Source organism: Nocardia sp. NPDC041819 (assembly GCF_055590505.1).
Genome location: NZ_JBVJAP010000001.1, coordinates 700,664 through 721,524, shown reverse-complemented (window position 1 = coordinate 721,524; position 20,861 = coordinate 700,664). Strand labels below are relative to the sequence as shown.

The following is a 20,861-nucleotide window of genomic DNA, read 5'->3' as shown; positions in this document are numbered from 1 at the left end:
ATAGCGCAACGAAATCGACTGCGTCGCACCGGATGTGCGCGTCATATCGCGACACGCCCATTTGGTCGAGCGACCAGCTCGTTCATCGTCCCAGCAAGCACGTCGCGAACTCGCAAGTCATCGCCCCGCCGAGGCGCCCATACCGAGGCCCACTCCATCGCACGGAAGCCATGCGGCAGCCGCACAACTGCGGCCGGAGCGCCCCGGGCCCACTTGTGCACCCGTGACGAGGCACAGGCGACCACCAGCGGCGCCCACCGCCACGCCGGCGCTGGACCGAGTCCCCGCACTGAGAGGCTTACTCGCCGGACTCCCCCGTGCCCGCGTGCGCGTACTCCGACAGGGCGGCCGCCAGGGCGTGCGGGACGCGCGCGTGAACGCGGGTTCCGCCCTCCTCATGGAGGGAGTCGAAGATGCGGCCATCGGCATGGATGCGGGCGAGCAGGTCGCCGCGTGTGTACGGCAGCAGCACGCTGATCTCCACGTCCAGCCCGCCGAGCATTTCGGCGAGCCGCTCACGCAGCGCGTCGATGCCACGACCGCTGTGCGCGGACACGAACGACGCGTCCGGCAGCAGCGCGCGCAGGTTGGTGAGCTCGGTCGGCCCCATCGCGTCGGTCTTGTTCACCACCAGCAGCTCCGGCGGGGCGGGCGTGCCGGATTCCTTGATCACGTCCGTGATCACCTCGCGGACGGCCTTGATCTGCTCGGCGGGCAGTGCGTCGGAACCGTCCACCACGTGCAGCAGCAGATCGGCGCCGGTCACCTCCTCCAAGGTGGAACGGAACGCCTCGACCAGTTGCGTGGGCAGATGCCGCACGAAGCCGACGGTGTCGGTGAAGACGACCTCGCGCCCGTCGTCCAGCTCCGCCCGGCGGGTGGTCGGGTCGAGGGTGGCGAACAGCGCGTCCTGGACCAGCAGGCCTGCGCCGGTGAGCTTGTTCATCAGGCTCGACTTGCCCGCGTTGGTGTAGCCGACGATCGCGACGGACGGGATGCCGCTGGAGTTGCGGCGCGCCCGCATGGTGTCGCGCGCGGTCTTCATCTCCCGGATCTCGCGGCGCAGCTTGGCCATGCGCTCGCGGATGCGACGACGGTCGGTTTCGATCTTGGTCTCACCGGGGCCACGCAGACCCACGCCGCCGTTGCTGCCCGCGCGGCCACCGGCCTGCCGGGACATCGACTCACCCCAACCGCGCAGCCTGGGCAGCATGTACTCCATCTGGGCCAGCGAGACCTGCGCCTTGCCCTCCCGGGAGGTGGCGTGCTGGGCGAAGATGTCCAGGATCAACGCGGTCCGGTCGACCACCTTGACCTTGACCACCTTCTCCAGGGCGGTCAGCTGCGCCGGAGTGAGCTCGCCGTCGCAGATGACGGTGTCGGCGCCGGTCTCCAGCACGACCGAGCGCAACTCCTCGGCCTTGCCGGAGCCGATGTAGGTGGCCGGATCCGGCCGGTCGCGGCGCTGGATCAGCGCTTCGAGCACCTCGGAGCCCGCGGTCTCGGCGAGCGCCGCCAGCTCGGCCATGCTCGCCTCGGCCTGCGCGGCGGTACCCGCGGTCCAGACACCGACCAGCACGACGCGCTCCAGGCGCAGCTGCCGGTACTCGACCTCGGTGATGTCGGCGAGCTCGGTGGACAGGCCCGCCACACGCCGCAGCGAGCTGCGGTCCTCCAGTTGCAGCTCGCCCACGGTGGGATCGGCCGACCAGCCGGACCGGCGCATTCGCGCGGCGTGCTCGGCGACCACGTCGCCGGTCACCGCGTCGTCGCCGGTCACGGCGTCGTCGCCGGTCACGGCGTCGTCGGCCGCCTCGGCAGCGCGATCGTTCGCGTCCGCCGGAGTGAATTCATACGTCTCTGATTTCCTCATACACCATCCATGCTGCCACGACATCACCGCAGCACGCACGCGGTTATCGGAGGGCGGCGCTCACAGCCCGTCCCACCACGATCCGGCGAGGCGGCCCGCGGCCACCAGAACCGACGGCCCGCGCAGCCACGCCGAGCCGCGTTCCAGCCCGACGGTCAGCTCACCGCCGGGCACCCGGACCGTCACCCGGCCGGTGTCCGCGGCGATCCGGAAGCCGTCGGCTGCCAGCGCGGCGGCGGCCGCGGCGACGGTTCCCGTTCCGCAAGAACGGGTTTCGCCCACACCGCGCTCGTAGACCCGCATGTCGACCGAACCATCGTCGTCCAGCGCGGTGACGATCTCGACGTTCACCCCGTGCGGGAAGAGGTCCGGATCGAAGCCGGGCGCCACGGTCAGGTCGAGCTTCCCGAGCGCGTCCGCGGACATCCCCGGATCGACGCAGGCCAGATGCGGATTGCCGACGTCGATGCCGATGCCGGGCAGCGCCCAGCCCGCGAGGGTCGCGGTGGACGCGCCGAGTTCGCGCACCGGCCCCATACCAACGGTGACGTCGCCGGTGACCGAGTTCCCGGCATGCACCGTCACCGGGCGCGCGCCGGCGCGGCTGCCGACGACGAAACTGTCGCGGGTCTCCAGTCCCGACACGCTCAGGTAGTGGGCGAACACGCGCACGCCGTTGCCGCACATCTCGGCGATCGAACCGTCGGCGTTGCGGTAGTCCATGAACCAGTCGTCGGCGCCGACGCCTTCCGGGATCTCCCCGAGTACCCCGGCGGCCAGCAGCGCACCGGCGCGCGCGACCCGCAGCACGCCGTCCGCGCCGAGGCCGCGGCGGCGATCGCAGAGCGCGCCGACCCGCGCGGCCGTCAGCGCCAGGTCGGCCCCCTGGTCCGGCAGCACCACGAAATCGTTCTGGGTGCCGTGGCCCTTGGTGAACTCGATATCCGGCACGTGCGATGTCTCCCTATCTCGTCGTCACTTGGCAAACGTCCGGCGCTGCCGGGAAATTTCGTAGAGCGCCACCGCGGCCGCCGACGGCGCCCCCAGCGAGCTGGCCGTGCCGCCCATCGGGATGTACACCATGTCGTCGCAGGCCGCTTGCCAGGCGGCGCTCATCCCGCTGGTCTCGTTGCCGACGACCAGGATGGTCGCGTCAGTGAAGTCGTAGTCGTAGGCGGCGTGCGGGGCGTGCTCGTCGGTCCCCACGATGCGGGTCGGAATGCCGCGGCGCACCTGCCGGTTGCGGAAATCCAGCACCTGCGGCGGCCCGGCGGCGCGGATCACCGGCACGGCGAACAGCGAACCGGTCGAGGCCCGTACGGCCTGCGGGTCGTACTGGTCGGCGCCGTGGCCGGTGACGATGACGCCGCAGGCCCCGAACGCGTCGGCCGAGCGGATCAGGGTGCCGAGATTGCCGGGCGAGTTGGGCCGGTCGAACACCACGACCACCGGCGCGTCCTCCCCCGGCTCGCCCGGCTCGAAGGTCTCCAGCTCGGGCTGCCGCGACTCCGCGACCGCCACGAGTTCCGGTATCCCCCCGGACTTCTCGCCGAGCTCGGCCATCAGCTCGGGCACCAGGCCGACCTGCGGAACGCTGCTGGTGTCCAGCACTTCGCGCGCCCAGCCCGACAGCTCCGGGCCGCCGAGGCGGTACAACAACGTCTCCAGCGGCCAGTCGTTGGCCACGGCCTGCGTGATCGGACGCACCCCCTGCACCAGGAAACGACCGTCGCGATGACGCTTGGTGCGGTTGTTGAGATATGCCTGCCACACCTGGACGGAGGCGTTGCGCGTGCTCACACGTCGGGTCACTGCGGAGTCCGTTCTTTCTCTTCGAGCAGGGCCAGCGCCCTCGCGGCCGGTTCCGGCGCGGCGCCGTCCACCCACCGCACCCGAGGATCGCGCCGGAACCAGGAGCGTTGCCTGCGCACGTAGCGCCGGGTACCGATCAGGGTGCGTTCCTGAGCGTGGTTCAGGTCGTATTCGTTGTCCAGATAGGCCAGGACTTGTGCGTAGCCGATAGCGCGCCGCGCCGTGACGCCCTCGCGCAGGCCGTGCTCGATGAGGCCACGCACCTCCTCCACCAGCCCGCCCTCGAACATCGCCGCGGTGCGCCGCTCGATGCGCTCGTCCAAGGCCACGGTCTCCCGGTCCACACCGATGATGACGGTGCCCCAGCGCGGCGGCCCGATGGTCGGCGCCGAGGCGGCGAACGGCCGTCCGGTGAGTTCGACGACCTCGAGCGCCCGCACCATGCGGCGGCCGTCGGTGGGCAGGATGGTGGCCGCGGCCACCGGATCGGCCGCGCGCAGCGCCGCGTGCACGGCCGCGACACCCCGCTCGGCGAGCATCACCTCCCAGCGCGCCCGGACGGCCGGATCGGTGGCCGGGAACTCCCATTCGTCCAGCAGCGCCTGGACGTACATCATCGAACCGCCCACGATGACGGGCACCCGGCCGCGCCCCATGATCGCGACGACGTCCGCGCTTGCGGCCGCCTGATAGGCGGCCACGGACGCGGTATCCGTCACGCCGAGCACGTCGAGCTGGTGATGAGGAATGCCCCGGCGCTGCGCGAGCGGCAGCTTGGCGGTTCCGATGTCCATGCCGCGGTAGAGCTGCATGGCGTCGATGTTCACGATCTCGCCGCCGAGCCGTTCGGCCAGATCGAGGGCGAGATCGGATTTGCCGGTGGCGGTGGGGCCGACCACCGCGATCGGAGTGATGCCGGAATCGGTCACGCCGCCTCGCCTTCCGCGGGCCGCCAGATGCTCACGTGGTAACCGACCCCGAACGGGGCATCGCAGTACCGCGTCTCGACCCGCGGGTCGGCCGGGAACAGCCCGGCCAGCACCTGGTAGGCGGCGCGTCCCGAGAGGCTCAGTGCGGCGCACAGACCGGGATCGAGTGCCCGCAGCGCGGCGCGATCCCCCGTGCTCAGGGCGTGGTCCAGCCGGTCCTGCACCGGCCGGGCCCGATCGTCGAGGTAACCGGGCGCCTTGGTCGACAGTGTCGCGGCGCCGTCGGCGACGACCAGCACACCGCGCGGCGCGGCATCGCCGTCCAGATCGGCGCGCAGCTTCACCCCGGCCTCGCGGCAGTGCTCCGCCGTCGCGTCGGCAGCGACGATGCGCGCCTCGGCGGTTGCGCTCGGGGCGACCTGCCCGCGTAGCCATCCCCCGATCAGCACGGCCAACGGCAGGCCGGCATCGGCCCGCGGCGCCGCGGCGACCGCCGCGCCGGAGAGCCCGACGCGCACGTCCGCGCCGAATCCGCGGAACGTGCCCGCGGTCTCCGGACCGAACGTGCTCTCACCTGCGCCGACGCCGAGCACCGTCCAGCGCTGCGCCACGGCGGCGAAGGCGCGTACGGCGTCGAGCACGGCGGACCGCAGCACCGCGCGCGGGTCCGGATCGCCTGCCCCCACCGCGTCCGCCACGCCGCCGCACAGCTCGGGGACCAGCACGGGTGGCGACGGAACGAGAGCGGCGACGGAGAACACGTCGTAACCGTAGTCGTTGCCGGGACCACCGGTACCGCCCGGCTTCGAGTGTCTCTGCCGGAAATACCGCCGAGATTGATAGTGTTCGAGGAGCTACAACCCAGGTCATCAGGGGTTGGAAACCCCCGGGATTCCTCCTCGGGAAGGCATGGGTCGATGGTCACAAGGGCTCGGACCGGGTTGAATGGGATGAGCTAGGGCGTAACCAGGCAGCCGTGACGCGCGGCAGGGACGAGGAAACATGACCGACAGCAACGGAACCGCGAAAGCCGGCCCCGGCAAGATGCCCCGTTCTTCCGGTGCCCCGAAACCGGGCCGCTCGATTCCACCGCCCAAGCCGCACGCGGTAAAACCCGCCCCGGGCCCCGCCCAGCAGCATCCCCATCCCGTCGTGGTCCCCACCGTCTCCGATCCGAGCCTGTGGGGCCGGGTCGATGAGGACGGCACCGCCTGGGTGAAGACCCCCGACGGCGAACGCCAGGTCGGCTCGTGGCAGGCCGGTGACGCCACGGAGGGTCTGGCCCACTTCGGCCGCCGGTTCGACGACCTGGCCACCGAGGTCGCCCTGCTGGAGGCGCGGCTGGCCGCGGGTGCGGACGCGCGCAAGACGAAGGCCGCCGCCGTGGCGCTGGCCGAGTCGCTGCCGACCGCCGCGGTGATCGGGGACATCGAGGGGCTGGGCCGGCGCTTGCAGGCCATCGCCGAGCACTCCGAAGAAGCCGCCGCGCACGCCAAGGAAGAGAAGGAACGCGCCAGGCACGAGCACACCGAGCGCAAGGAGGCGCTGGCCGCCGAGGCGGAGAAGATCGCCGCCGAGTCCACCCAGTGGAAGGCCGCGGGCGATCGGCTGCGCGAGATCCTCGATGAGTGGAAGTCCATCCGGGGCGTGGACCGCAAGGTGGACGACGCGTTGTGGAAGCGCTACTCCAAGGCCCGTGAGGCGTTCAACCGGCGCCGCGGCGCGCACTTCGCCGAGCTGGATCGCGAACGCGCCGCCGCGAAGTCGCGCAAGGAAGAACTGTGCGTGCAGGCCGAGGAACTGTCCGGCTCCACCGAATGGGTGGCCACCGCGGGCGTCTTCCGCGATCTGCTGGCCGAGTGGAAGGCCGCCGGGCGCGCGCCACGCGAGGCCGACGAGGCGCTGTGGCGGCGCTTCAAGAGCGCGCAGGATGTCTTCTTCGCCGCCCGCAACGCCGCCGTCTCCGAGCGCGACGCCGAGTTCGAGCAGAACGCGACCGCCAAAGAGGAACTGCTGAGCGCCTACGCCTTCATCGATCCGTCCGCCGATCTGGAAGTGGCCCGCAGCGCGCTGCGCGAGCTCCAGGAGAAGTGGGACGCCATCGGCAAGGTTCCGCGCGAGCGCATGCAGGAACTGGAAGGCAAGCTGCGGGCGATCGAGAAGCGCGTGCGCGACGCCGTGGACGCGCAGTGGCGGCGCACCGACCCCGAGGCGATGGCCCGCGCCGCCCAGTTCCGCGAGCGCGTGGCGCAGTTCGAGGAGCAGGCGGCGAAAGCGCAGGCCGCGGGCAACGCGCGGGACGCGGAGAAGGCGCTGGAGCAGGCCAAGCAGTGGCGGGAGTGGGCCGAGGCCGCCGAAGGCGCCGTCAGCAACCGCTGAGTTCGCTCGATCGACGATTGCGGCCCTTCCCGGTGGGAAGGGCCGCTCGTGTGCGCGATCAGGTCAGGAGTCGCCCATGAGGCGACGCCGGTCGCGTTCCTCCGCGGCCGCGGCGGCGTTGCGGCGCTGCTCCTCGGCGGCCAGGTGCAGCGTGGTGCGGCTCCACACCACGCGGACCCAGTGGAAGGTGAGCACGACGGTCACGATCGCGCCCAGGATCAGCCCGATGCCGGGGCCCGCGCCGATGTAGTTGCCCACGCCGGGGGTCTGGCGGTGCCAGATCGAGAGCACGCCGAACACGCTTGCCACGGCGCTGCCCGCGACGGCGATCCAGGCCAGCACCCAGCGGCGGGTCATCAGCGCCAGCATCGAGAACCCGATGCCGAAGACCACGAGGAACCAGACGAAGACGCGCGAGGGAAGCCCGATGTGCTCGGCCCGCGCGACGTCGGTGTTCAACAGCACGTCGAAGCCGCGCGCGGTGCCCGCGTGCGACAGGACCAGCGAGGCCAGCAGCAGGAACACCGCACCCGCCACGACCATGGCGCGGATGCCGGGATCGATCTCACCGGCGATCTTGCGCTCGACGGCGTCGAGGTCGTCGCGGAACTGTTCGAAATCGCCGGTGCTCTCGACCGAGCTCACTGAGTCCTCGTTTCGTTCGTCTGCGTCGCGGCTGCCGGGCCGGTGTCGCGGGTTCGCCGCGGACGCGTCGTCACCGGACGGGGGAACCGCCCCGTCGCCATCGCGGGTGGCGTCGTCGTCCGGGCCGGTGGTCATGCGCCGCAGCCGGTCGAGCAGCCCGCGGCCGCGGGTTCCGGGGTGGGCGCGCCGATGCGGGGCAGCCCGAGCCCCACGCCGATCGGCGCGGTCTTCGGCGTGACACCACGTTCGTGCGCGTCGCCGGCGCGGGTGCGGCGGTGCGTCTTGATCGCGGCATCGGCGACGAGGTGGTGCGGCGCCGCGGCGGTGATGTCGACCGTGACCAGGTCGCCGGGGCGAATCGGCTCGGCGGTGCCGCCCGGCCGGAAGTGCACCAGCCTGCCGTCGCGGGCGCGGCCGCTCATGCGCGCGGTCGCGGCGTTCTTCTTGCCCGCGCCCTCGGCCACGAGCAACTCCACCTCGGTGCCGATCAGTTCCTGGTTGGCGGCCAAGGAGATCTCCTCCTGCAGCGCGATGAGGCGGTCGTAGCGCTCCTGCACGACGGCCTTGGGCAGCTGGTCGGGCATGTCCGCGGCGGGTGTACCGGGTCGCTTGGAGTACTGGAAGGTGTAGGCGCTGGTGAAACGCGCCTGCCGCACGACATCGAGGGTCTGGAGGAAATCCTCTTCGGTCTCGCCGGGGAAGCCCACGATGATGTCGGTGGTGATCGCGGCGTGCGGCATCGCGGCGCGGACCTTGTCGATGATCCCGAGGTAGCGGGCCTTGCGGTAGGAGCGGCGCATCGCCTTGAGCACCCGATCCGAGCCGGACTGCAGCGGCATGTGCAGCTGCGGGCAGATATTGGGGGTCTCGGCCATGGCCTCGATCACGTCGTCGGTGAACTCGGCCGGGTGCGGCGAGGTGAAGCGGACCCGATCCAGGCCGTCGATGTGCCCGCACGCGCGCAGCAGCTTGGCGAACGCGCCGCGGTCGCGCGGCTCGCTCGGGTCGGCGAACGACGCGCCGTAGGAGTTCACGTTCTGGCCGAGCAGCGTCACCTCGAGCACGCCTTGGTCCACCAGCGCCTGCACCTCGGCGAGCACGTCACCGGGGCGGCGGTCGACCTCCTTGCCGCGCAGGGCGGGCACGATGCAGAAGGTGCAGGTGTTGTTGCAGCCGACCGAGATCGAAACCCAGCCCGCGTAGGCGGATTCGCGCTTGGCGGGCAGCGAGGACGGGAACGCCTCCAGCGACTCCAGGATCTCCACCTGGGCTTCCCGGTTGTGCCGGGCCCGCTCCAGCAGCACCGGCAGCGAACCGATGTTGTGCGTGCCGAAGACCACGTCGACCCACGGCGCCTTGCGCACCACGACGTCGCGATCCTTCTGCGCCAGGCAGCCGCCGACGGCGATCTGCATGCCGGGACGGCTCGCCTTGGTCGGCGCCAGGTGACCGAGCGTGCCGTAGAGCTTGTTGTCGGCGTTCTCGCGCACCGCGCAGGTGTTGAAGACGACGAGGTCGGCCGTCGCGCCGGGCGCGGCCTTCACGTATCCCGCGTCCTCCAGCAAACCCGACAAGCGTTCGGAATCGTGCACGTTCATCTGGCAGCCGAAGGTGCGGACCTCGTAACTGCGTGCTGTGCCCTCGGGGGGAGCCGACAGTGCCTGTCCGATCGAATCCACCCATCCAGGGTACGGGGCGGCCTCCGGCGGTTTTCGCGCGCATCGGCGCAGGCTCCGGGCGTCTGCCGCCGACGCCGAAGGGACCGTGAGGTTACGCGCACATGTCGAATCGGCGCGGCGAGACGGTGTGTCGCGGAAAGCCGGGCAAATCCCCGATTTTTGCCTAAGGTCATGACCATGACCGACGACGCCGCCGCTCCCGGCACGACCGGGGACGCCTCTGCCGGGGATGTCAGCGCCGCCACCAGCGCGCCGCCGATGATCTTGATGCGCAATGTGGACAAGCACTTCGGCGACCTGCACGTACTCAAGGACATCACCCTGGAGGTCCCGAAAGGGCAGGTCGTCATCGTTCTGGGCCCGTCGGGCTCCGGTAAATCGACGCTGTGCCGCACCATCAACCGGCTGGAACCGATCGACTCCGGGGACATCGCCATCGATGGTGTCGCACTGCCCGCCGAGGGCCGCGCGCTGGCCGCCCTGCGCGCCGACGTAGGCATGGTCTTCCAGTCGTTCAACCTCTTCGCGCACAAGACGATCGTCGAGAACGTCATGCTCGCGCCGGTCAAGGTCCGCAAGGTGAAGAAGGACGACGCCCGCGCCCGCGCGATGCAACTGCTCGACCGGGTCGGCATCGCCGATCAAGCCGACAAGTACCCCGCACAGCTGTCCGGCGGGCAGCAGCAACGCGTCGCCATCGCCCGGGCGCTGGCGATGAACCCGAAAGTGATGCTGTTCGACGAGCCGACCTCCGCGCTGGACCCGGAGATGGTCAACGAAGTGCTCGAGGTGATGGTGTCGCTGGCCAAGGAGGGGATGACGATGCTGGTCGTCACCCATGAGATGGGCTTCGCGCGCCGCGCCGGGAACCGGGTGCTTTTCATGGCCGACGGCCAAGTGGTGGAGGACGCGCCGCCGGAGGCGTTCTTCACCGCCCCGAAGTCGGAGCGGGCCAAAGACTTCCTGGGCAAGATTTTGAGCCACTGATCTGCCGGACAGCGGCCAGCACCCACGGATAGGGAGAAGGAACTCGATGAGGATCAATCGCGCTCTGCGCATCGGCGTCGGAGCGATCGCCCTGACACTCGCCGCCGCGACGGCCACCGCGTGCGGCGGCGGCGACGACAAGTCCGCCCTGGACAACGCCAAGGACGGCAAACTCACCATCGGCATCAAGTTCGATCAGCCCGGTCTGGGGCTGCGGAACAAGGACGGGTCCTACAGCGGCTTCGATGTCGAGGTGGCGAAGTACGTCGCAGGGAAACTGGGCGTGCAACCGGACCAGATCACGTTCAAGGAGGCGCCGTCGCCGCAGCGTGAGACGCTGATCGAGAACGGGCAGGTCGACTACATCGTCGCCACCTACTCGATCAACGACAAGCGCAAGGACAAGGTCGACTTCGCCGGTCCGTACTACATCGCCGGGCAATCGCTGCTGGTGCGGGCCGACAACGCCGACATCAACGGCCCGGACAACCTCAAGGGCAAGAAGGTCTGCTCGGTGAAGGGCTCCACGCCGGCCCAGAACATCGAGAAGAACTTCCCCGACACCCAGCTGCAGACGAACGACACCTACTCGCTCTGCCTCGAGGGCCTGCGCGCAGGCTCCTGGGACGCGGTGACCACCGACGACATCATCCTGGCCGGTTACGCCGCGCAGAGCAGCGGCGCGTTCAAGGTGGTCGGCAAGCCGTTCACCACGGAGAACTACGGCATCGGGTTGAAGAAGGGCGACAAGGAACTGCGGGACAAGATCAACGACGCCATCGAGGCGATGATCGCCGACGGCTCCTGGAAGAAGGCCTTCGATTCGACCGTCGGCGCGTCCGGCTACCAGGCCCCGCAGCCGCCGACCGTGAATCGGTACTGACCGCACCGTGTAAGGACGGGTGGCCCGGCCCCGGCCCGGCGCGGGCCACCCGCCACACTTCCCTGACCATCGAGACCTGATCGGAGGGACGCGTCCGCCGTGTTCGACCTGATCTCGAGGTATGACGACCAAATCCTCGAAGCCTTCTGGGTGACAATCCAACTGACCGTGCTCTCCGCGGTCGGCGCGCTGATCCTGGGCACTGTCGTCGCGGGCTTGCGCGTGTCTCCCGTGCCCGTCGCCCGCTGGGTCGGCACGGCCTACGTCACCGTCTTCCGCAACACCCCCCTCACGCTGATCATCGTGTTCATGTCGCTGGGTCTCTACACGACGATGGGCTGGCGCCTCGCGGGTGAGGGGCCGGACTCTCTGGCGCAGAACAACTTCCGATTCGCAGTCGTCGGCTTGAGCATCTACACCGCCGCCTTCGTCTGCGAGTCGCTGCGTGCGGGCATCAACACCGTACCGATGGGCCAGTCCGAGGCGGGGCGCTCGCTCGGCCTCGGCTTCCTGCAGAACCTGCGGCTGGTCGTGCTGCCGCAGGCATTCCGTTCGGTCATCGCCCCGCTGGGCAGCGTCCTGATCGCGCTGACCAAGAACTCCACCATCGCCTCGGCCATCGGTGTCGCCGAAGCGGCGACGCTGATGGCGGAAATGACCGAGACCGAAGCCGCGGTCCTGGCGATCGGCGCGATCTTCGCGCTCGGCTTCGTGATCCTGACCCTGCCGACCGGCCTGTTCTTCGGCTGGCTGGCCAAGAAGTACGAGGTGGCTCGATGAGCGTCAGCGAGGCGCGGGTATGAGCGCGGGCGCTTCGGTCCTGTTCGACGCGCCGGGCCCGAAGGCGAGACTGCGCAACAACATCTACTCGGTGCTGGTACTGGCCGTGGTGGCGGCGGCAGGCTGGCTGCTCTACCGCGGTTTCGCCGACAAGGGGCAGTTCACCGCGGAGAAGTGGAAGCCGTTCCTGGAGGCCGAGGTCTGGTCGACCTATCTGCTGCCCGGTCTGCGCGGCACGATCGTGGCCGCGCTGCTGTCCGTCGTGTTCGCGTTGATCCTCGGCATGGTCTTCGGCGTCCTGCGGCTGTCGGATCATCGCATCGTGCGCTGGGTCGCGGGGGCGATCGTCGAGGTGGCGCGTGCCATCCCGGTGCTGATCCTGATGATCTTCCTGTTCGCCGTGTACTCCGAGTACGACGTGTTCAAGTCCGATGATCTCGCGCTCGCCGCGGTGGTCACCGCCTTGACCATCTACAACGGCTCGGTCATCGCGGAGATCGTGCGAGCGGGCATCCGCTCGCTGCCGAAAGGACAAACCGAGGCGGCGGTCGCGCTCGGCATGCGCAAGAACCAGCTGATGCGATTGATCCTGCTGCCGCAGGCGGTCACGGCGATGCTGCCCGCGCTGATCTCGCAGATGGTGGTCGCGCTGAAGGACTCGGCGCTGGGCTACCAGATCACCTACGTCGAGGTGGTGCGCTCGGGCCAGCAACTCGGCGCGGCCGAACAGAACACGATCCCGGCGCTGATCATCATCGCGATCATCATGATCGCTCTCAACAGCGCGTTGACGCTCGTTGCCACCAAGCTCGAACGACGGCTGCGGGCGCGCAAACGTGGCAAGGGCGGCGGCGCCGTCGTCGCCGCGGACTCGATCATCACCGACGCGGCACCCGGCGTCGACATCGGCAAGAAGCCCTGAGCCGACCGGCGGAGTCGTTGCCGCGCAAGCGAACTGGCTACTGCGCGGCGATACCGGGCGGCACCGATGGAGGCGCCGGGGTGTTGTGCTCGAGCTGAGCGCAACACTCGTGCACTCGGCGGCGTCCCGCCAATCTCGTAGGCATACGCCGATCCCCGGTATTCGACCGGTGGGACGGTCATCAGTGCTTCGTACCTGCGGGAGTTGATGATCGATGACCAGCCGTACCTCCGACCTACTGTTCGACGAGTCGTTCCCCTTCCCTGGCGAACTGCGCCGCGCCGGCCCCGCGCGGGTCGGCGTCTTCCTCCGGCACGCGGGCGGTGGGATCCTCGGCGCGGTCGGGGTGACCGGGACCGCCACATCCTCGGCGGACGAACGCGCCGCCGGCGCGGGTATCGAGGCCGCCGGTCCATCCGCCGACACCGGAGAGGGGTAGACCGGCGATGCCGCAGCAGAAACCCACGCAGCGGTGCACCTCCGCGGCGGCGGTACGAAGGGTGCTGACCTCGACCGCCGCGGGCCGCGCCCCGATCGGCTGTCCGAGCAGCGACACTCAGCGAAGTGACCGAAAACGCCGCAGCCGGCCCAGATTCCGCTAGCCGCGGGCGCGGCACCGAGCCGGTAGCCGCACCTACCATCCGTATCCCGCGTATCCGACCGGCGTGGAACGCAGTTGTGAGCGGGATACGGCTTCGCGCGATGGGCCCCGAGCCGCTGTCTTATCGAGCCGGTGAAGCGTGGCGCGCCACTACCGCGAGCGGCCAAGGGCCGGAAGCTCAGTCGACGGGCTCGTCGAGGTCGCCCTCGACTCCTCGATCGGCCAATTCGGCTTTGACCACCCGATAGGCCGTGGCCTGGTTGTATCCGCGCCGGGCGAGCATGCCGACGAGACGACGAATCATCTTGTCCCGGTCCAGGTCTCGCGGCAACGAGCGTAACTTGCGGCGGACCAGCTCACCGGCCCGTGTCTCCTCGTCGTCGGTGGTGATGGCGTCGAGGGCGGCGACGGCGTCCGACTGCGCGACGCCCTTGCGCCGGAGTTCCTGAGCGAGCGCCTGCTTGCCTTTACCGGAGAAAGCGTGGCGGGAGTGCACCCATTGCTCGGCGAAAGCGGCATCATCGATGAGGCCCACTTCGGCGAGGCGATCGAGCGCCTGTTCGCCCACCTCGGGCGAATACCCCTTGGCGGCGAGACGCTGGGCCAGTTCGGCACGACTGCGGGCGCGGACGGCGAGCAAGCGGAGACACGCCTCCTTCGCCTGCTCGACCGTCCCGCCCTCGGATCCGGCCGCCACCGGATCCGCCGATCGGCCCTCGGACCGGTCGGAGTCGGTCGAGGATGAGCCGGCACGCCCCCGCATGCCGCGGTGACCGCGACGGGACCCAGCCGGACGCGCCCGCTGCGGATCGGACGCGTCCGGCCGAGTTCCCATGGTGTCCGGCGCAACCGAACCACCTTCGGTACTCCGGACGAGTTCGGAATCCTGTCCGCGCGGCCGGCCACCGCTCGGCGAGCCGGAGGCGGACAGGAGTTCTTCCAGCCGGCGCCGCATGTCCTGCACGACGTCGGCCCCCGGGTCGGCCGAAGACGCCCCGGGTGAGCGGCGGCGGTTCGTCGGCTCAGAAATCGGCGGGCACCTCCGCGGCCGCGTCGGCCGTCACGTCGGCGCCGATGCCGAGCTTCTCCTTGATCTTCTTCTCGATCTCGTCGCGGACGTCGATGTTCTCCAGCAGGAACTTGCGGGCGTTCTCCTTGCCCTGACCGAGCTGATCGCCCTCGTAGGTGTACCAGGAGCCGGACTTGCGGATGAAGCCATGCTCGACGCCCATGTCGATGAGCGAGCCCTCCTTGGAGATGCCGTGCCCGTAGAGGATGTCGAACTCGGCCTGCTTGAACGGCGGGGAGACCTTGTTCTTCACGACCTTCACGCGGGTGCGGTTGCCCACCGCGTCGCTGCCGTCCTTGAGCGTCTCGATGCGGCGCACGTCCAGGCGCACCGACGCGTAGAACTTCAGCGCCTTACCGCCGGTGGTGGTCTCCGGCGAACCGAACATCACGCCGATCTTCTCGCGCAGCTGGTTGATGAAGATCGCGGTGGTGCCGGAATTGTTCAGCGCGCTGGTCATCTTGCGCAGCGCCTGGCTCATCAGACGCGCCTGCAGACCGACGTGGCTGTCACCCATCTCGCCCTCGATCTCGGCGCGCGGCACCAACGCGGCCACCGAGTCGATGACGATGATGTCGATGGCGCCGGAGCGCACCAGCATGTCGGCGATCTCCAGCGCCTGCTCACCGGTGTCGGGCTGGGAGACCAGCAGCGCGTCGGTGTCGACGCCCAGCTTGCGGGCGTAGTCCGGATCGAGCGCGTGCTCGGCGTCGATGAACGCCGCCACCCCGCCCGCCGCCTGCGCGTTGGCCACCGCGTGCAACGCCACGGTGGTCTTACCCGAGGATTCCGGACCGTAGATCTCGACGACGCGGCCGCGCGGCAGGCCGCCGATGCCCAGCGCCACGTCGAGCGCGATGGAGCCGGTGGGGATCACCGAGATGGGCTGGCGCGCCTCCTCGCCCAGGCGCATGACGGCGCCCTTGCCGAAGCTCTTCTCCACCTGGGCCAGCGCGAGTTCGAGCGCCTTGTCCCGGTCGTACGCCTGTGGTGCCATGTCCTGATCCCCTTTTCGACGGGTGAGTCTCGTTCTGTGGTTGGCGCCTACAGTAGAGCCCGGCACCGACAAGTTCTGGCGACCAGACTAGACGAACAGGTGTTCGAGTCAAGTGACGCGCCCGGCGCCATCCGCACCGCCCGCGCCGTCCTCGGCAAACCCCGTGCGATCAGGGCACCAGCGTGATCCGGTCGGTGTCCAGCAGCGTCTGTGCCTGCTTGAGTACGCGCAGCGACGGCGTCACCTCGAGGCCGGTGATCCCGTCCAGTGCGCCGAGCCGTCCGGTCACGTACCGGTAGAGGTCCGCGGTGTCGCGGCAGATGATCGAGGCGAACATATTGGACGGTCCGGTGGTGGCGGCGACGAAGACGATCTCCGGATGGGTCGCCATCGCGCGGCCCACCGCGTCCAGATCGGCGGGGCGCACGCGCAGCCACAGCGCGCCGCGCACCCCGTAGCCCATCCGCTCGATCGCGAAATCGACGTCGAAGTACAGCACTCCCGCCGCCGTCAGCTCGGCCATTCGCCGCGCGACCCGCGGCGCGGTCCACCCGGTTTCGGCGGCGAGTCGGGCGTACGGAGCGCGCCCGTCCCGGCCGAGCAGCGCGAGCATCGCCTCGTCGGCCGCGGACAAATCCACCGGCGTCTCCGGCCCCGCGTCCGCGGGCCGGGGCCGGGCGGCGCCGAGCTCGTCGAGCTGGGCGGCGGTCAGCAGGTGCCGATGGCGCGGCCACTCCTCGTCGAGCGGAAAACGGTGGATGACCTCGTGCGCGGTCAGTTCCAGCACTTGCGGGGCGCGCGGCAGGATGTGCAGCAGCAGCGCGTCGCGCCGCTGGATCGAACGCGGCCTGCCCACACAGGTCACCTCGGAACCGGTGGACAGCAGTGTCACCCAGCTCAGGTCCGGGAACCGCGCCAGCGCTTCGGCCAGCCGCAGCGCTTTGTCCGGCGTCGACCTCAAGCGCAGCACCCAGCGCGCGTGGCCGAGCGGCACCGCGTTCACCTGCCCGGACACGTGCAGGATGCCGCGTTGACGCAGCGCGCGATAGCGCCGCGCCACCGTCTGCTCGGAGACCCCGAGGATGCCGCCGAGCCGGGCGAACGGGATCCGGGCATCATGCACCAGCGCCTGCACGATCTGTTTGTCCAGGACATCCAATTCGGAGGATTCCGTCGAGGTTTCGTCGAGCACTGGAAGAATCTAACGCCCACACCCGGATAACTAGGGGGATCTCTCCGGATACCGCACGCTTGGCGTCGAAAATCATTCGAATCCGCCGTGGAGGCTCCCGTGAGGAAATGGCTCCCCTTGTTCGCCGCGTGCCTCGGCACGCTGATGCTGCTGATCGACGTCACCATCGTGAACGTCGCCCTGCCCGACATCGCCGCCGACCTGGACACCGGATTGTCCGGCTTACAATGGGTGGTGGACGGCTATGCCTTGGCATTGGCGGCATTGCTGCTGGTGCTGGGCTCGCTCGCCGACCGGGCCGGTGCGAAGCGCGCGTACCTGGCCGGACTGGTCGTCTTCGCGGTCGCGTCGCTCGGCTGCGGCGTCGCCGGGTCCGCGGCGGTCCTCGTCGCGGCGCGGGCGCTGCAAGGCGTCGGCGGCGCGGCCATGTTCGCCACCACGCTGTCGCTGTTGCACGCCACCTACACCGGCCGCGACCGCGGCGTCGCCTTCGGCGTCTGGGGCGCGGTATCCGGAGCGGCGGCGGGAATCGGCGTGGTGCTCGGCGGGGTCCTCACCGAGGCGCTGTCGTGGCGTTGGATCTTCTTCGTCAACCTGCCCATCGCCGTGCTGGCGATCGGCCTGACCGCCACGGTGTTCCCACCCTCCCCGCGGCGGATCGACCGAGTGGTGGATGTGCGGGGCATGCTGTCGTTCGCGACCGCCGCGACGGCGGTCACCTACGGCGTCATCCGCGGTGGCGAGCACGGCTGGACCGACACGGCCGCGGTGGTCGGGTTCGCCGTCGGCGCCGCGGCGGCGCTGGTCTTCGGTTTCGTCGAGGCGCGCGGCGCCGCGCCGATGTTCCCCCTGGCGCTGCTGCGCAACCGCGACTTCGCCGCGACCCTGTTCGGCGCGTCCGGGCAGACGTTCGCCGCGTTTGCGAGCAGTCCCCTGATCTCCCTGTGGCTGCAGCAGCAACTGCACATGTCACCACTGCACGCGGGCCTGGCGATGCTTCCGATGGCCGCCACCGCGTTCGTGGTGGCGGGCGCGTTCGGGCGGCTGCTGCACGATGTCGCACCGAAGTGGACCATCGGAGCGGGGTTGGTGGTGGTCGGCCTGGGCGCCTGGCTGCTCATGCTCGTGGGCCCCGAGTCCTCCTGGCTCGCGTTGATCCCCGGATTCGTGGTGATCGGCATCGGGATCGGCGTCAACGCGCCCGCTCTGGTGTCGGTCGGCATGGCGGCCGTCGCCCCGGAGCAGGCCGGCACGGCCGCGGGGGCGGTGAACACCGCGCGGCAACTGGGCTTGGCCCTCGGCGTCGCGGTACTCGGCACCGTGTTCCGCGGTGTGGCGACCGTCGAGCAGCCGATGACGTTGTCGCGCTTCGTCGCCGGGCTCGACGCGGCGTTCGGCGTCGCGGCCGCGGTGGGCGTCGGATTCGGGCTGGTCGCCTTCGCCCTGTTCCACCGGCGGCGCGCGAACGCCGAGCCATCCGAAGCCCAGCGGCAGGCCGTCGCCGCCTGACCACGATCCGAAACGTCGAGACGGCGGCGGCGCGTGGGCGCCGCCGTCTCCTGTGCCCGCGTGGTCCGGAGGACTTCCTCAGTGCTGGGGCAGCACCGTCTCGTCGCCCGGATCGCGCGGCCCGAAGATGCGCCGCTCGAATTCCTCGATGCGGACGTCGTTGATGCTGGCCTCCCGCCGGGACATCAGCCCGTCCGGCGCGAACTCCCACTGCTCGTTGCCGTAGCTGCGGAACCACCGGCCGGACTCGTCGTGCCATTCGTACTGGAAGCGCACCGCGATTCGGTTGCCTTCGAAGGCCCACAGATCCTTGCGCAGCGCGTAGCCGTTCTCGATGGACCACTTCCTGGTGAGGAACTCGACGATGGCGGCGCGGCCGGTGAAGAACTCCGCACGATTGCGCCACACCGAGTCCTCGGTGTAAGCGGCGGCGACCCGCTCCGGATCGCGGGTGTTCCAGGCGTTCTCGGCGGCCCGCACTTTGGCTTTCGCTGATTCCGCGTCGAACGGTGGCAGGGGAGGTCGCATGGGACGGCTCCTTTCTCCTGAGGTTCAGGGGTTGACGGGCGACAGCTCGGCAGGTCCCCACCGCAGCGCTCCCCCGGGCCGCTCGAGCACCTCCTCGACGGTGAAGTCGAGGGAGCATTGTGCGCCTGCCGCGAAAGTCTCGGGAGCCCAGATCAACTCGGCGGTGCCGGTGAGTTGCAATGTGGCGCCCGTGGACCAATCGGGGATCAGGATCCCGCACCGGGGGTTGACCTCGATGTTGCCGAGCGTCATGAACATCGAATTGCCCCGGTAATCCGGCCAGCGCAGCCGCGTAGGCGAAAGCACCCGGAGGAAACCGGGATTCCCGCCACGATGCGACGCGTCGGCGTTGCCGTCCGCGTCCGCGGTCGCGACGAAGAACGTGTCGGCCGCCGCTATCGCGGCCCGCTGGTCGGCATCGAGTTCGACACTGTGACGCACCACGGGCGCCTCGGCAGCGGGCGTATAGCTCTCGACCTCACGACGGGAGATGTACTTGGGACAGTTCGAGTACACCTGGTCGGTGACGATGCGCAGGCCCGCGCCCTCCGGCGTCGATCTGCCGTTGACCCGCATCCGCCTGCGCCGCTGCGGTTGCAGGGCGATCATGCCGACGCCGCACCGATGGGTCAGAGCTTCGTGCAACGGATCGGTGGCCGCGGGCCGGACGCCGACCGCTATCGTCCGGTCGTCCACCGCCCGGACGAAACCCGGCTGCCCGACCAGCTCACTCGCCCACAGCCTGCCCGCCGTGTCGGCGGCGGCGAGCACGACCATCCGCTGTTCGGCCAGGAATCCCGCGGCGACCGCGGGAATATCGGGACGGATCATGCGGCCGACCCGTTCGGCGATGTCCGCCTGGCCCATCCGGCGCTGGACGGCGACCTCTCCGCGATGAAACGGCTCAGGCACAATGCTCCCTTCGCTGAGCGGACGACCGGATCAGAAGAAGCCGCAGGTCGGGGCGGCGCCACTGGGTGCGGGCGCGGATTCCGCGCCGCTGGGCGCGTAGACCTCCAGGCGAATGCCGTCGGGATCGGTGAAGAAGATCCCGCCCGAGGCGACGCCCTCGCCGTGCGCCACCACCCCGTCGTGCGCGAAGGCCACCGACAGCTCACGCAGCACCCGCTCCACCGCGCGCACTTGGTCGATGCTGTCGACCTGGAAGGAAAGGTGATGCAGTCCGGGGGTTTCGGTGGAGAAGGCGCCATCGCTTTGTTCCCACAGCGTGACGACCAGCTTGCCGTCCGCCCCGAGGAAGGCCCAGCGGCGCTGGTCGTCGGCGCTCGCGGCGAGCTGCTCGAAGCCGAGGGCCCGGCGATAGAAGTCCACCGAACGATCCAGATCGGAGACGTTCAGGCCGATGTGCCCGGTGGCGAGCTGAGGTGCGGCGACCGCGGTCATAAGTTCCTCCTCGGAATGATTAACCGTTCAATACGGTTTTGACAGTTAGAACATACTGGCCGACGCCACTTGCGTCAACCACTGAAAATGGTTTGATCAGTTAGACAGGAGGTGGCCGCCTTGGACTTCGACGCGCACTCGATACCCTCGGGCATGCCCGATCCACGCCCCCACCTCGGTGAACCCCTGGCGCTCGATCTGCTGAACACGAGATGGATCGAGCACGGGCCACAGGACCTGCTCACCGAGGTCGCCGGCCTACGCATCTGGCTGGCGACCGCCGGCCTCACCGATCGCGCGACCGCCGACGAGGGCACCTTGCACGCCGTACTGGCCGCGCGCACAGCCATCTACGACGTGGTGGTGCACGCCTCCCCCGCGGGGCTCAACGACGTGCTGGCACACGGCCGCATCCGTCGCGCACTCACCGAGACCGGCCCCGCCGACCTGGCGGACGTGCCGGAACAAGCCTGGCTGCCCGCCTGGCTGGCCGCCGACAACCTGCTGGAACTGCTGCGCGCCGCGCCCGATCGGATCCGTCAGTGCGCGCATCCGGAGTGCGTGCTGTTCTTCTACGACACCTCGAAGAACGGAACCCGCCGCTGGCACTCCATGGCCACCTGCGGCAACCGCACCAAAGCGGCTCGCCACTATGCGCGCAAAGGGTGAAGC

At 69.8% G+C, this 20,861-nt stretch carries 21 protein-coding genes; 7 read left to right on the top strand and 14 right to left on the bottom strand.

Going from position 1 to position 20,861, the window contains the following annotated elements:
* Positions 1-298: 298 nt before the first annotated feature.
* The 5 genes from hflX to ACZ6DL_RS03390 form a co-directional block, all read right to left on the bottom strand.
* Positions 299-1,726 (bottom strand): GTPase HflX, encoded by a 1,428-nt coding sequence (gene hflX, locus ACZ6DL_RS03410; RefSeq protein WP_466049548.1) that lies wholly within the window; start codon positions 1,724-1,726, stop codon positions 299-301.
* Positions 1,727-1,933: 207 nt separating this feature from the next.
* A complete protein-coding gene (gene dapF, locus ACZ6DL_RS03405; RefSeq protein WP_466049546.1) occupies positions 1,934-2,815 on the bottom strand; it encodes a diaminopimelate epimerase in 882 nt (293 codons plus the stop codon).
* Between the two features lie 33 nt (positions 2,816-2,848).
* Positions 2,849-3,685, bottom strand: coding sequence for a TrmH family RNA methyltransferase (locus ACZ6DL_RS03400; protein WP_466048719.1), 837 nt, complete (start codon positions 3,683-3,685; stop codon positions 2,849-2,851).
* On the bottom strand, positions 3,682-4,614 hold the full coding sequence (miaA, locus tag ACZ6DL_RS03395) for a tRNA (adenosine(37)-N6)-dimethylallyltransferase MiaA (protein ID WP_466048718.1): 933 nt from the start codon (positions 4,612-4,614) through the stop codon (positions 3,682-3,684). Before miaA ends, ACZ6DL_RS03400 begins: the two co-directional genes overlap by 4 nt.
* Positions 4,611-5,375 carry a class III extradiol ring-cleavage dioxygenase family protein gene (locus ACZ6DL_RS03390; protein ID WP_466048716.1) on the bottom strand — a complete coding sequence of 255 codons (765 nt, stop codon included), beginning with the start codon at positions 5,373-5,375 and terminating at the stop codon, positions 4,611-4,613. Before ACZ6DL_RS03390 ends, miaA begins: the two co-directional genes overlap by 4 nt.
* Positions 5,376-5,616: 241 nt before the next feature.
* On the opposite strand from ACZ6DL_RS03390, the gene ACZ6DL_RS03385 reads away from it, so the two are divergent.
* Positions 5,617-6,993, top strand: a complete 1,377-nt coding sequence (locus ACZ6DL_RS03385; protein ID WP_466048715.1) for a DUF349 domain-containing protein — start codon at positions 5,617-5,619, stop codon at positions 6,991-6,993.
* A gap of 63 nt (positions 6,994-7,056) precedes the next feature.
* Here ACZ6DL_RS03385 and ACZ6DL_RS03380 read toward each other — a convergent pair whose 3' ends face one another.
* Both ACZ6DL_RS03380 and miaB read right to left on the bottom strand, forming a co-directional pair.
* A complete protein-coding gene (locus tag ACZ6DL_RS03380) occupies positions 7,057-7,773 on the bottom strand; it encodes an Rv2732c family membrane protein (protein ID WP_466048713.1) in 717 nt (238 codons plus the stop codon).
* Complete coding sequence (gene miaB / locus ACZ6DL_RS03375; RefSeq protein ID WP_466048712.1) at positions 7,770-9,317, bottom strand: tRNA (N6-isopentenyl adenosine(37)-C2)-methylthiotransferase MiaB; 1,548 nt, start codon at positions 9,315-9,317, stop codon at positions 7,770-7,772. Before miaB ends, ACZ6DL_RS03380 begins: the two co-directional genes overlap by 4 nt.
* A 258-nt stretch (positions 9,318-9,575) precedes the next feature.
* Between miaB and ACZ6DL_RS03370 the strand changes: the two genes are divergently transcribed.
* The 4 genes from ACZ6DL_RS03370 (at position 9,576) to ACZ6DL_RS03355 (ending at position 12,889) form a co-directional block, all read left to right on the top strand.
* Complete coding sequence (locus tag ACZ6DL_RS03370) at positions 9,576-10,304, top strand: amino acid ABC transporter ATP-binding protein (protein WP_357116451.1); 729 nt, start codon at positions 9,576-9,578, stop codon at positions 10,302-10,304.
* A 46-nt stretch (positions 10,305-10,350) separates the two neighbouring features.
* Positions 10,351-11,187: a glutamate ABC transporter substrate-binding protein gene (locus ACZ6DL_RS03365; RefSeq protein WP_466048711.1), complete on the top strand. Its 837-nt coding sequence runs from the start codon at positions 10,351-10,353 to the stop codon at positions 11,185-11,187.
* Positions 11,188-11,286: 99 nt separating this feature from the next.
* Positions 11,287-11,967: an amino acid ABC transporter permease gene (locus tag ACZ6DL_RS03360; protein ID WP_466048709.1), complete on the top strand. Its 681-nt coding sequence runs from the start codon at positions 11,287-11,289 to the stop codon at positions 11,965-11,967.
* Positions 11,968-11,986: 19 nt separating this feature from the next.
* Positions 11,987-12,889: an amino acid ABC transporter permease gene (locus ACZ6DL_RS03355; protein WP_466048707.1), complete on the top strand. Its 903-nt coding sequence runs from the start codon at positions 11,987-11,989 to the stop codon at positions 12,887-12,889.
* Between the two features lie 235 nt (positions 12,890-13,124).
* Here ACZ6DL_RS03355 and ACZ6DL_RS03350 read toward each other — a convergent pair whose 3' ends face one another.
* The 4 genes from ACZ6DL_RS03350 to ACZ6DL_RS03335 all read right to left on the bottom strand — a co-directional run bounded on the left by ACZ6DL_RS03350 (position 13,125) and on the right by ACZ6DL_RS03335 (position 16,748).
* Complete coding sequence (locus ACZ6DL_RS03350; protein WP_466048706.1) at positions 13,125-13,445, bottom strand: hypothetical protein; 321 nt, start codon at positions 13,443-13,445, stop codon at positions 13,125-13,127.
* Positions 13,446-13,668: 223 nt separating this feature from the next.
* On the bottom strand, positions 13,669-14,253 hold the full coding sequence (recX, locus tag ACZ6DL_RS03345; protein WP_466048704.1) for a recombination regulator RecX: 585 nt from the start codon (positions 14,251-14,253) through the stop codon (positions 13,669-13,671).
* A gap of 259 nt (positions 14,254-14,512) precedes the next feature.
* Positions 14,513-15,556 (bottom strand): recombinase RecA, encoded by a 1,044-nt coding sequence (gene recA / locus ACZ6DL_RS03340; RefSeq protein ID WP_043694706.1) that lies wholly within the window; start codon positions 15,554-15,556, stop codon positions 14,513-14,515.
* A 169-nt stretch (positions 15,557-15,725) separates the two neighbouring features.
* A complete protein-coding gene (locus tag ACZ6DL_RS03335; RefSeq protein WP_466048703.1) occupies positions 15,726-16,748 on the bottom strand; it encodes an Lrp/AsnC family transcriptional regulator in 1,023 nt (340 codons plus the stop codon).
* Between the two features lie 99 nt (positions 16,749-16,847).
* Between ACZ6DL_RS03335 and ACZ6DL_RS03330 the strand changes: the two genes are divergently transcribed.
* Complete coding sequence (locus ACZ6DL_RS03330; protein ID WP_466048702.1) at positions 16,848-18,257, top strand: MFS transporter; 1,410 nt, start codon at positions 16,848-16,850, stop codon at positions 18,255-18,257.
* 78 nt (positions 18,258-18,335) lie between these two features.
* Here ACZ6DL_RS03330 and ACZ6DL_RS03325 read toward each other — a convergent pair whose 3' ends face one another.
* From ACZ6DL_RS03325 to ACZ6DL_RS03315, 3 genes are all read right to left on the bottom strand, one after another.
* On the bottom strand, positions 18,336-18,785 hold the full coding sequence (locus tag ACZ6DL_RS03325; protein ID WP_466048701.1) for a nuclear transport factor 2 family protein: 450 nt from the start codon (positions 18,783-18,785) through the stop codon (positions 18,336-18,338).
* 24 nt (positions 18,786-18,809) lie between these two features.
* Entirely contained in the window at positions 18,810-19,652 is an 843-nt protein-coding gene (locus ACZ6DL_RS03320) for a pyridoxamine 5'-phosphate oxidase family protein (protein WP_466049544.1), read from the bottom strand.
* Positions 19,653-19,727: 75 nt separating this feature from the next.
* Positions 19,728-20,189 carry a VOC family protein gene (locus tag ACZ6DL_RS03315; protein WP_062974049.1) on the bottom strand — a complete coding sequence of 154 codons (462 nt, stop codon included), beginning with the start codon at positions 20,187-20,189 and terminating at the stop codon, positions 19,728-19,730.
* Between the two features lie 153 nt (positions 20,190-20,342).
* On the opposite strand from ACZ6DL_RS03315, the gene ACZ6DL_RS03310 reads away from it, so the two are divergent.
* Positions 20,343-20,858, top strand: a complete 516-nt coding sequence (locus tag ACZ6DL_RS03310; RefSeq protein WP_466048699.1) for a CGNR zinc finger domain-containing protein — start codon at positions 20,343-20,345, stop codon at positions 20,856-20,858.
* Positions 20,859-20,861: the final 3 nt, after the last annotated feature.

Excerpts from the sequence above, each read along its gene's own strand:
- ACZ6DL_RS03365 (WP_466048711.1), top strand. The coding sequence starts at position 10,351 with ATGAGGATCAATCGCGCTCTGCGCATCGGCGTCGGAGCGATCGCCCTG.
- ACZ6DL_RS03325 (WP_466048701.1), bottom strand. The coding sequence starts at position 18,785 with ATGCGACCTCCCCTGCCACCGTTCGACGCGGAATCAGCGAAAGCCAAA.
- recA (WP_043694706.1), bottom strand. The coding sequence starts at position 15,556 with ATGGCACCACAGGCGTACGACCGGGACAAGGCGCTCGAACTCGCGCTG.
- ACZ6DL_RS03310 (WP_466048699.1), top strand. The coding sequence starts at position 20,343 with ATGCCCGATCCACGCCCCCACCTCGGTGAACCCCTGGCGCTCGATCTG.
- ACZ6DL_RS03315 (WP_062974049.1), bottom strand. The coding sequence starts at position 20,189 with ATGACCGCGGTCGCCGCACCTCAGCTCGCCACCGGGCACATCGGCCTG.
- ACZ6DL_RS03380 (WP_466048713.1), bottom strand. The coding sequence starts at position 7,773 with ATGACCACCGGCCCGGACGACGACGCCACCCGCGATGGCGACGGGGCG.
- ACZ6DL_RS03320 (WP_466049544.1), bottom strand. The coding sequence starts at position 19,652 with ATGGGCCAGGCGGACATCGCCGAACGGGTCGGCCGCATGATCCGTCCC.
- recX (WP_466048704.1), bottom strand. The coding sequence starts at position 14,253 with ATGCGGGGGCGTGCCGGCTCATCCTCGACCGACTCCGACCGGTCCGAG.
- ACZ6DL_RS03355 (WP_466048707.1), top strand. The coding sequence starts at position 11,987 with ATGAGCGCGGGCGCTTCGGTCCTGTTCGACGCGCCGGGCCCGAAGGCG.
- hflX (WP_466049548.1), bottom strand. The coding sequence starts at position 1,726 with ATGCGCCGGTCCGGCTGGTCGGCCGATCCCACCGTGGGCGAGCTGCAA.
- ACZ6DL_RS03385 (WP_466048715.1), top strand. The coding sequence starts at position 5,617 with ATGACCGACAGCAACGGAACCGCGAAAGCCGGCCCCGGCAAGATGCCC.
- ACZ6DL_RS03370 (WP_357116451.1), top strand. The coding sequence starts at position 9,576 with ATGATCTTGATGCGCAATGTGGACAAGCACTTCGGCGACCTGCACGTA.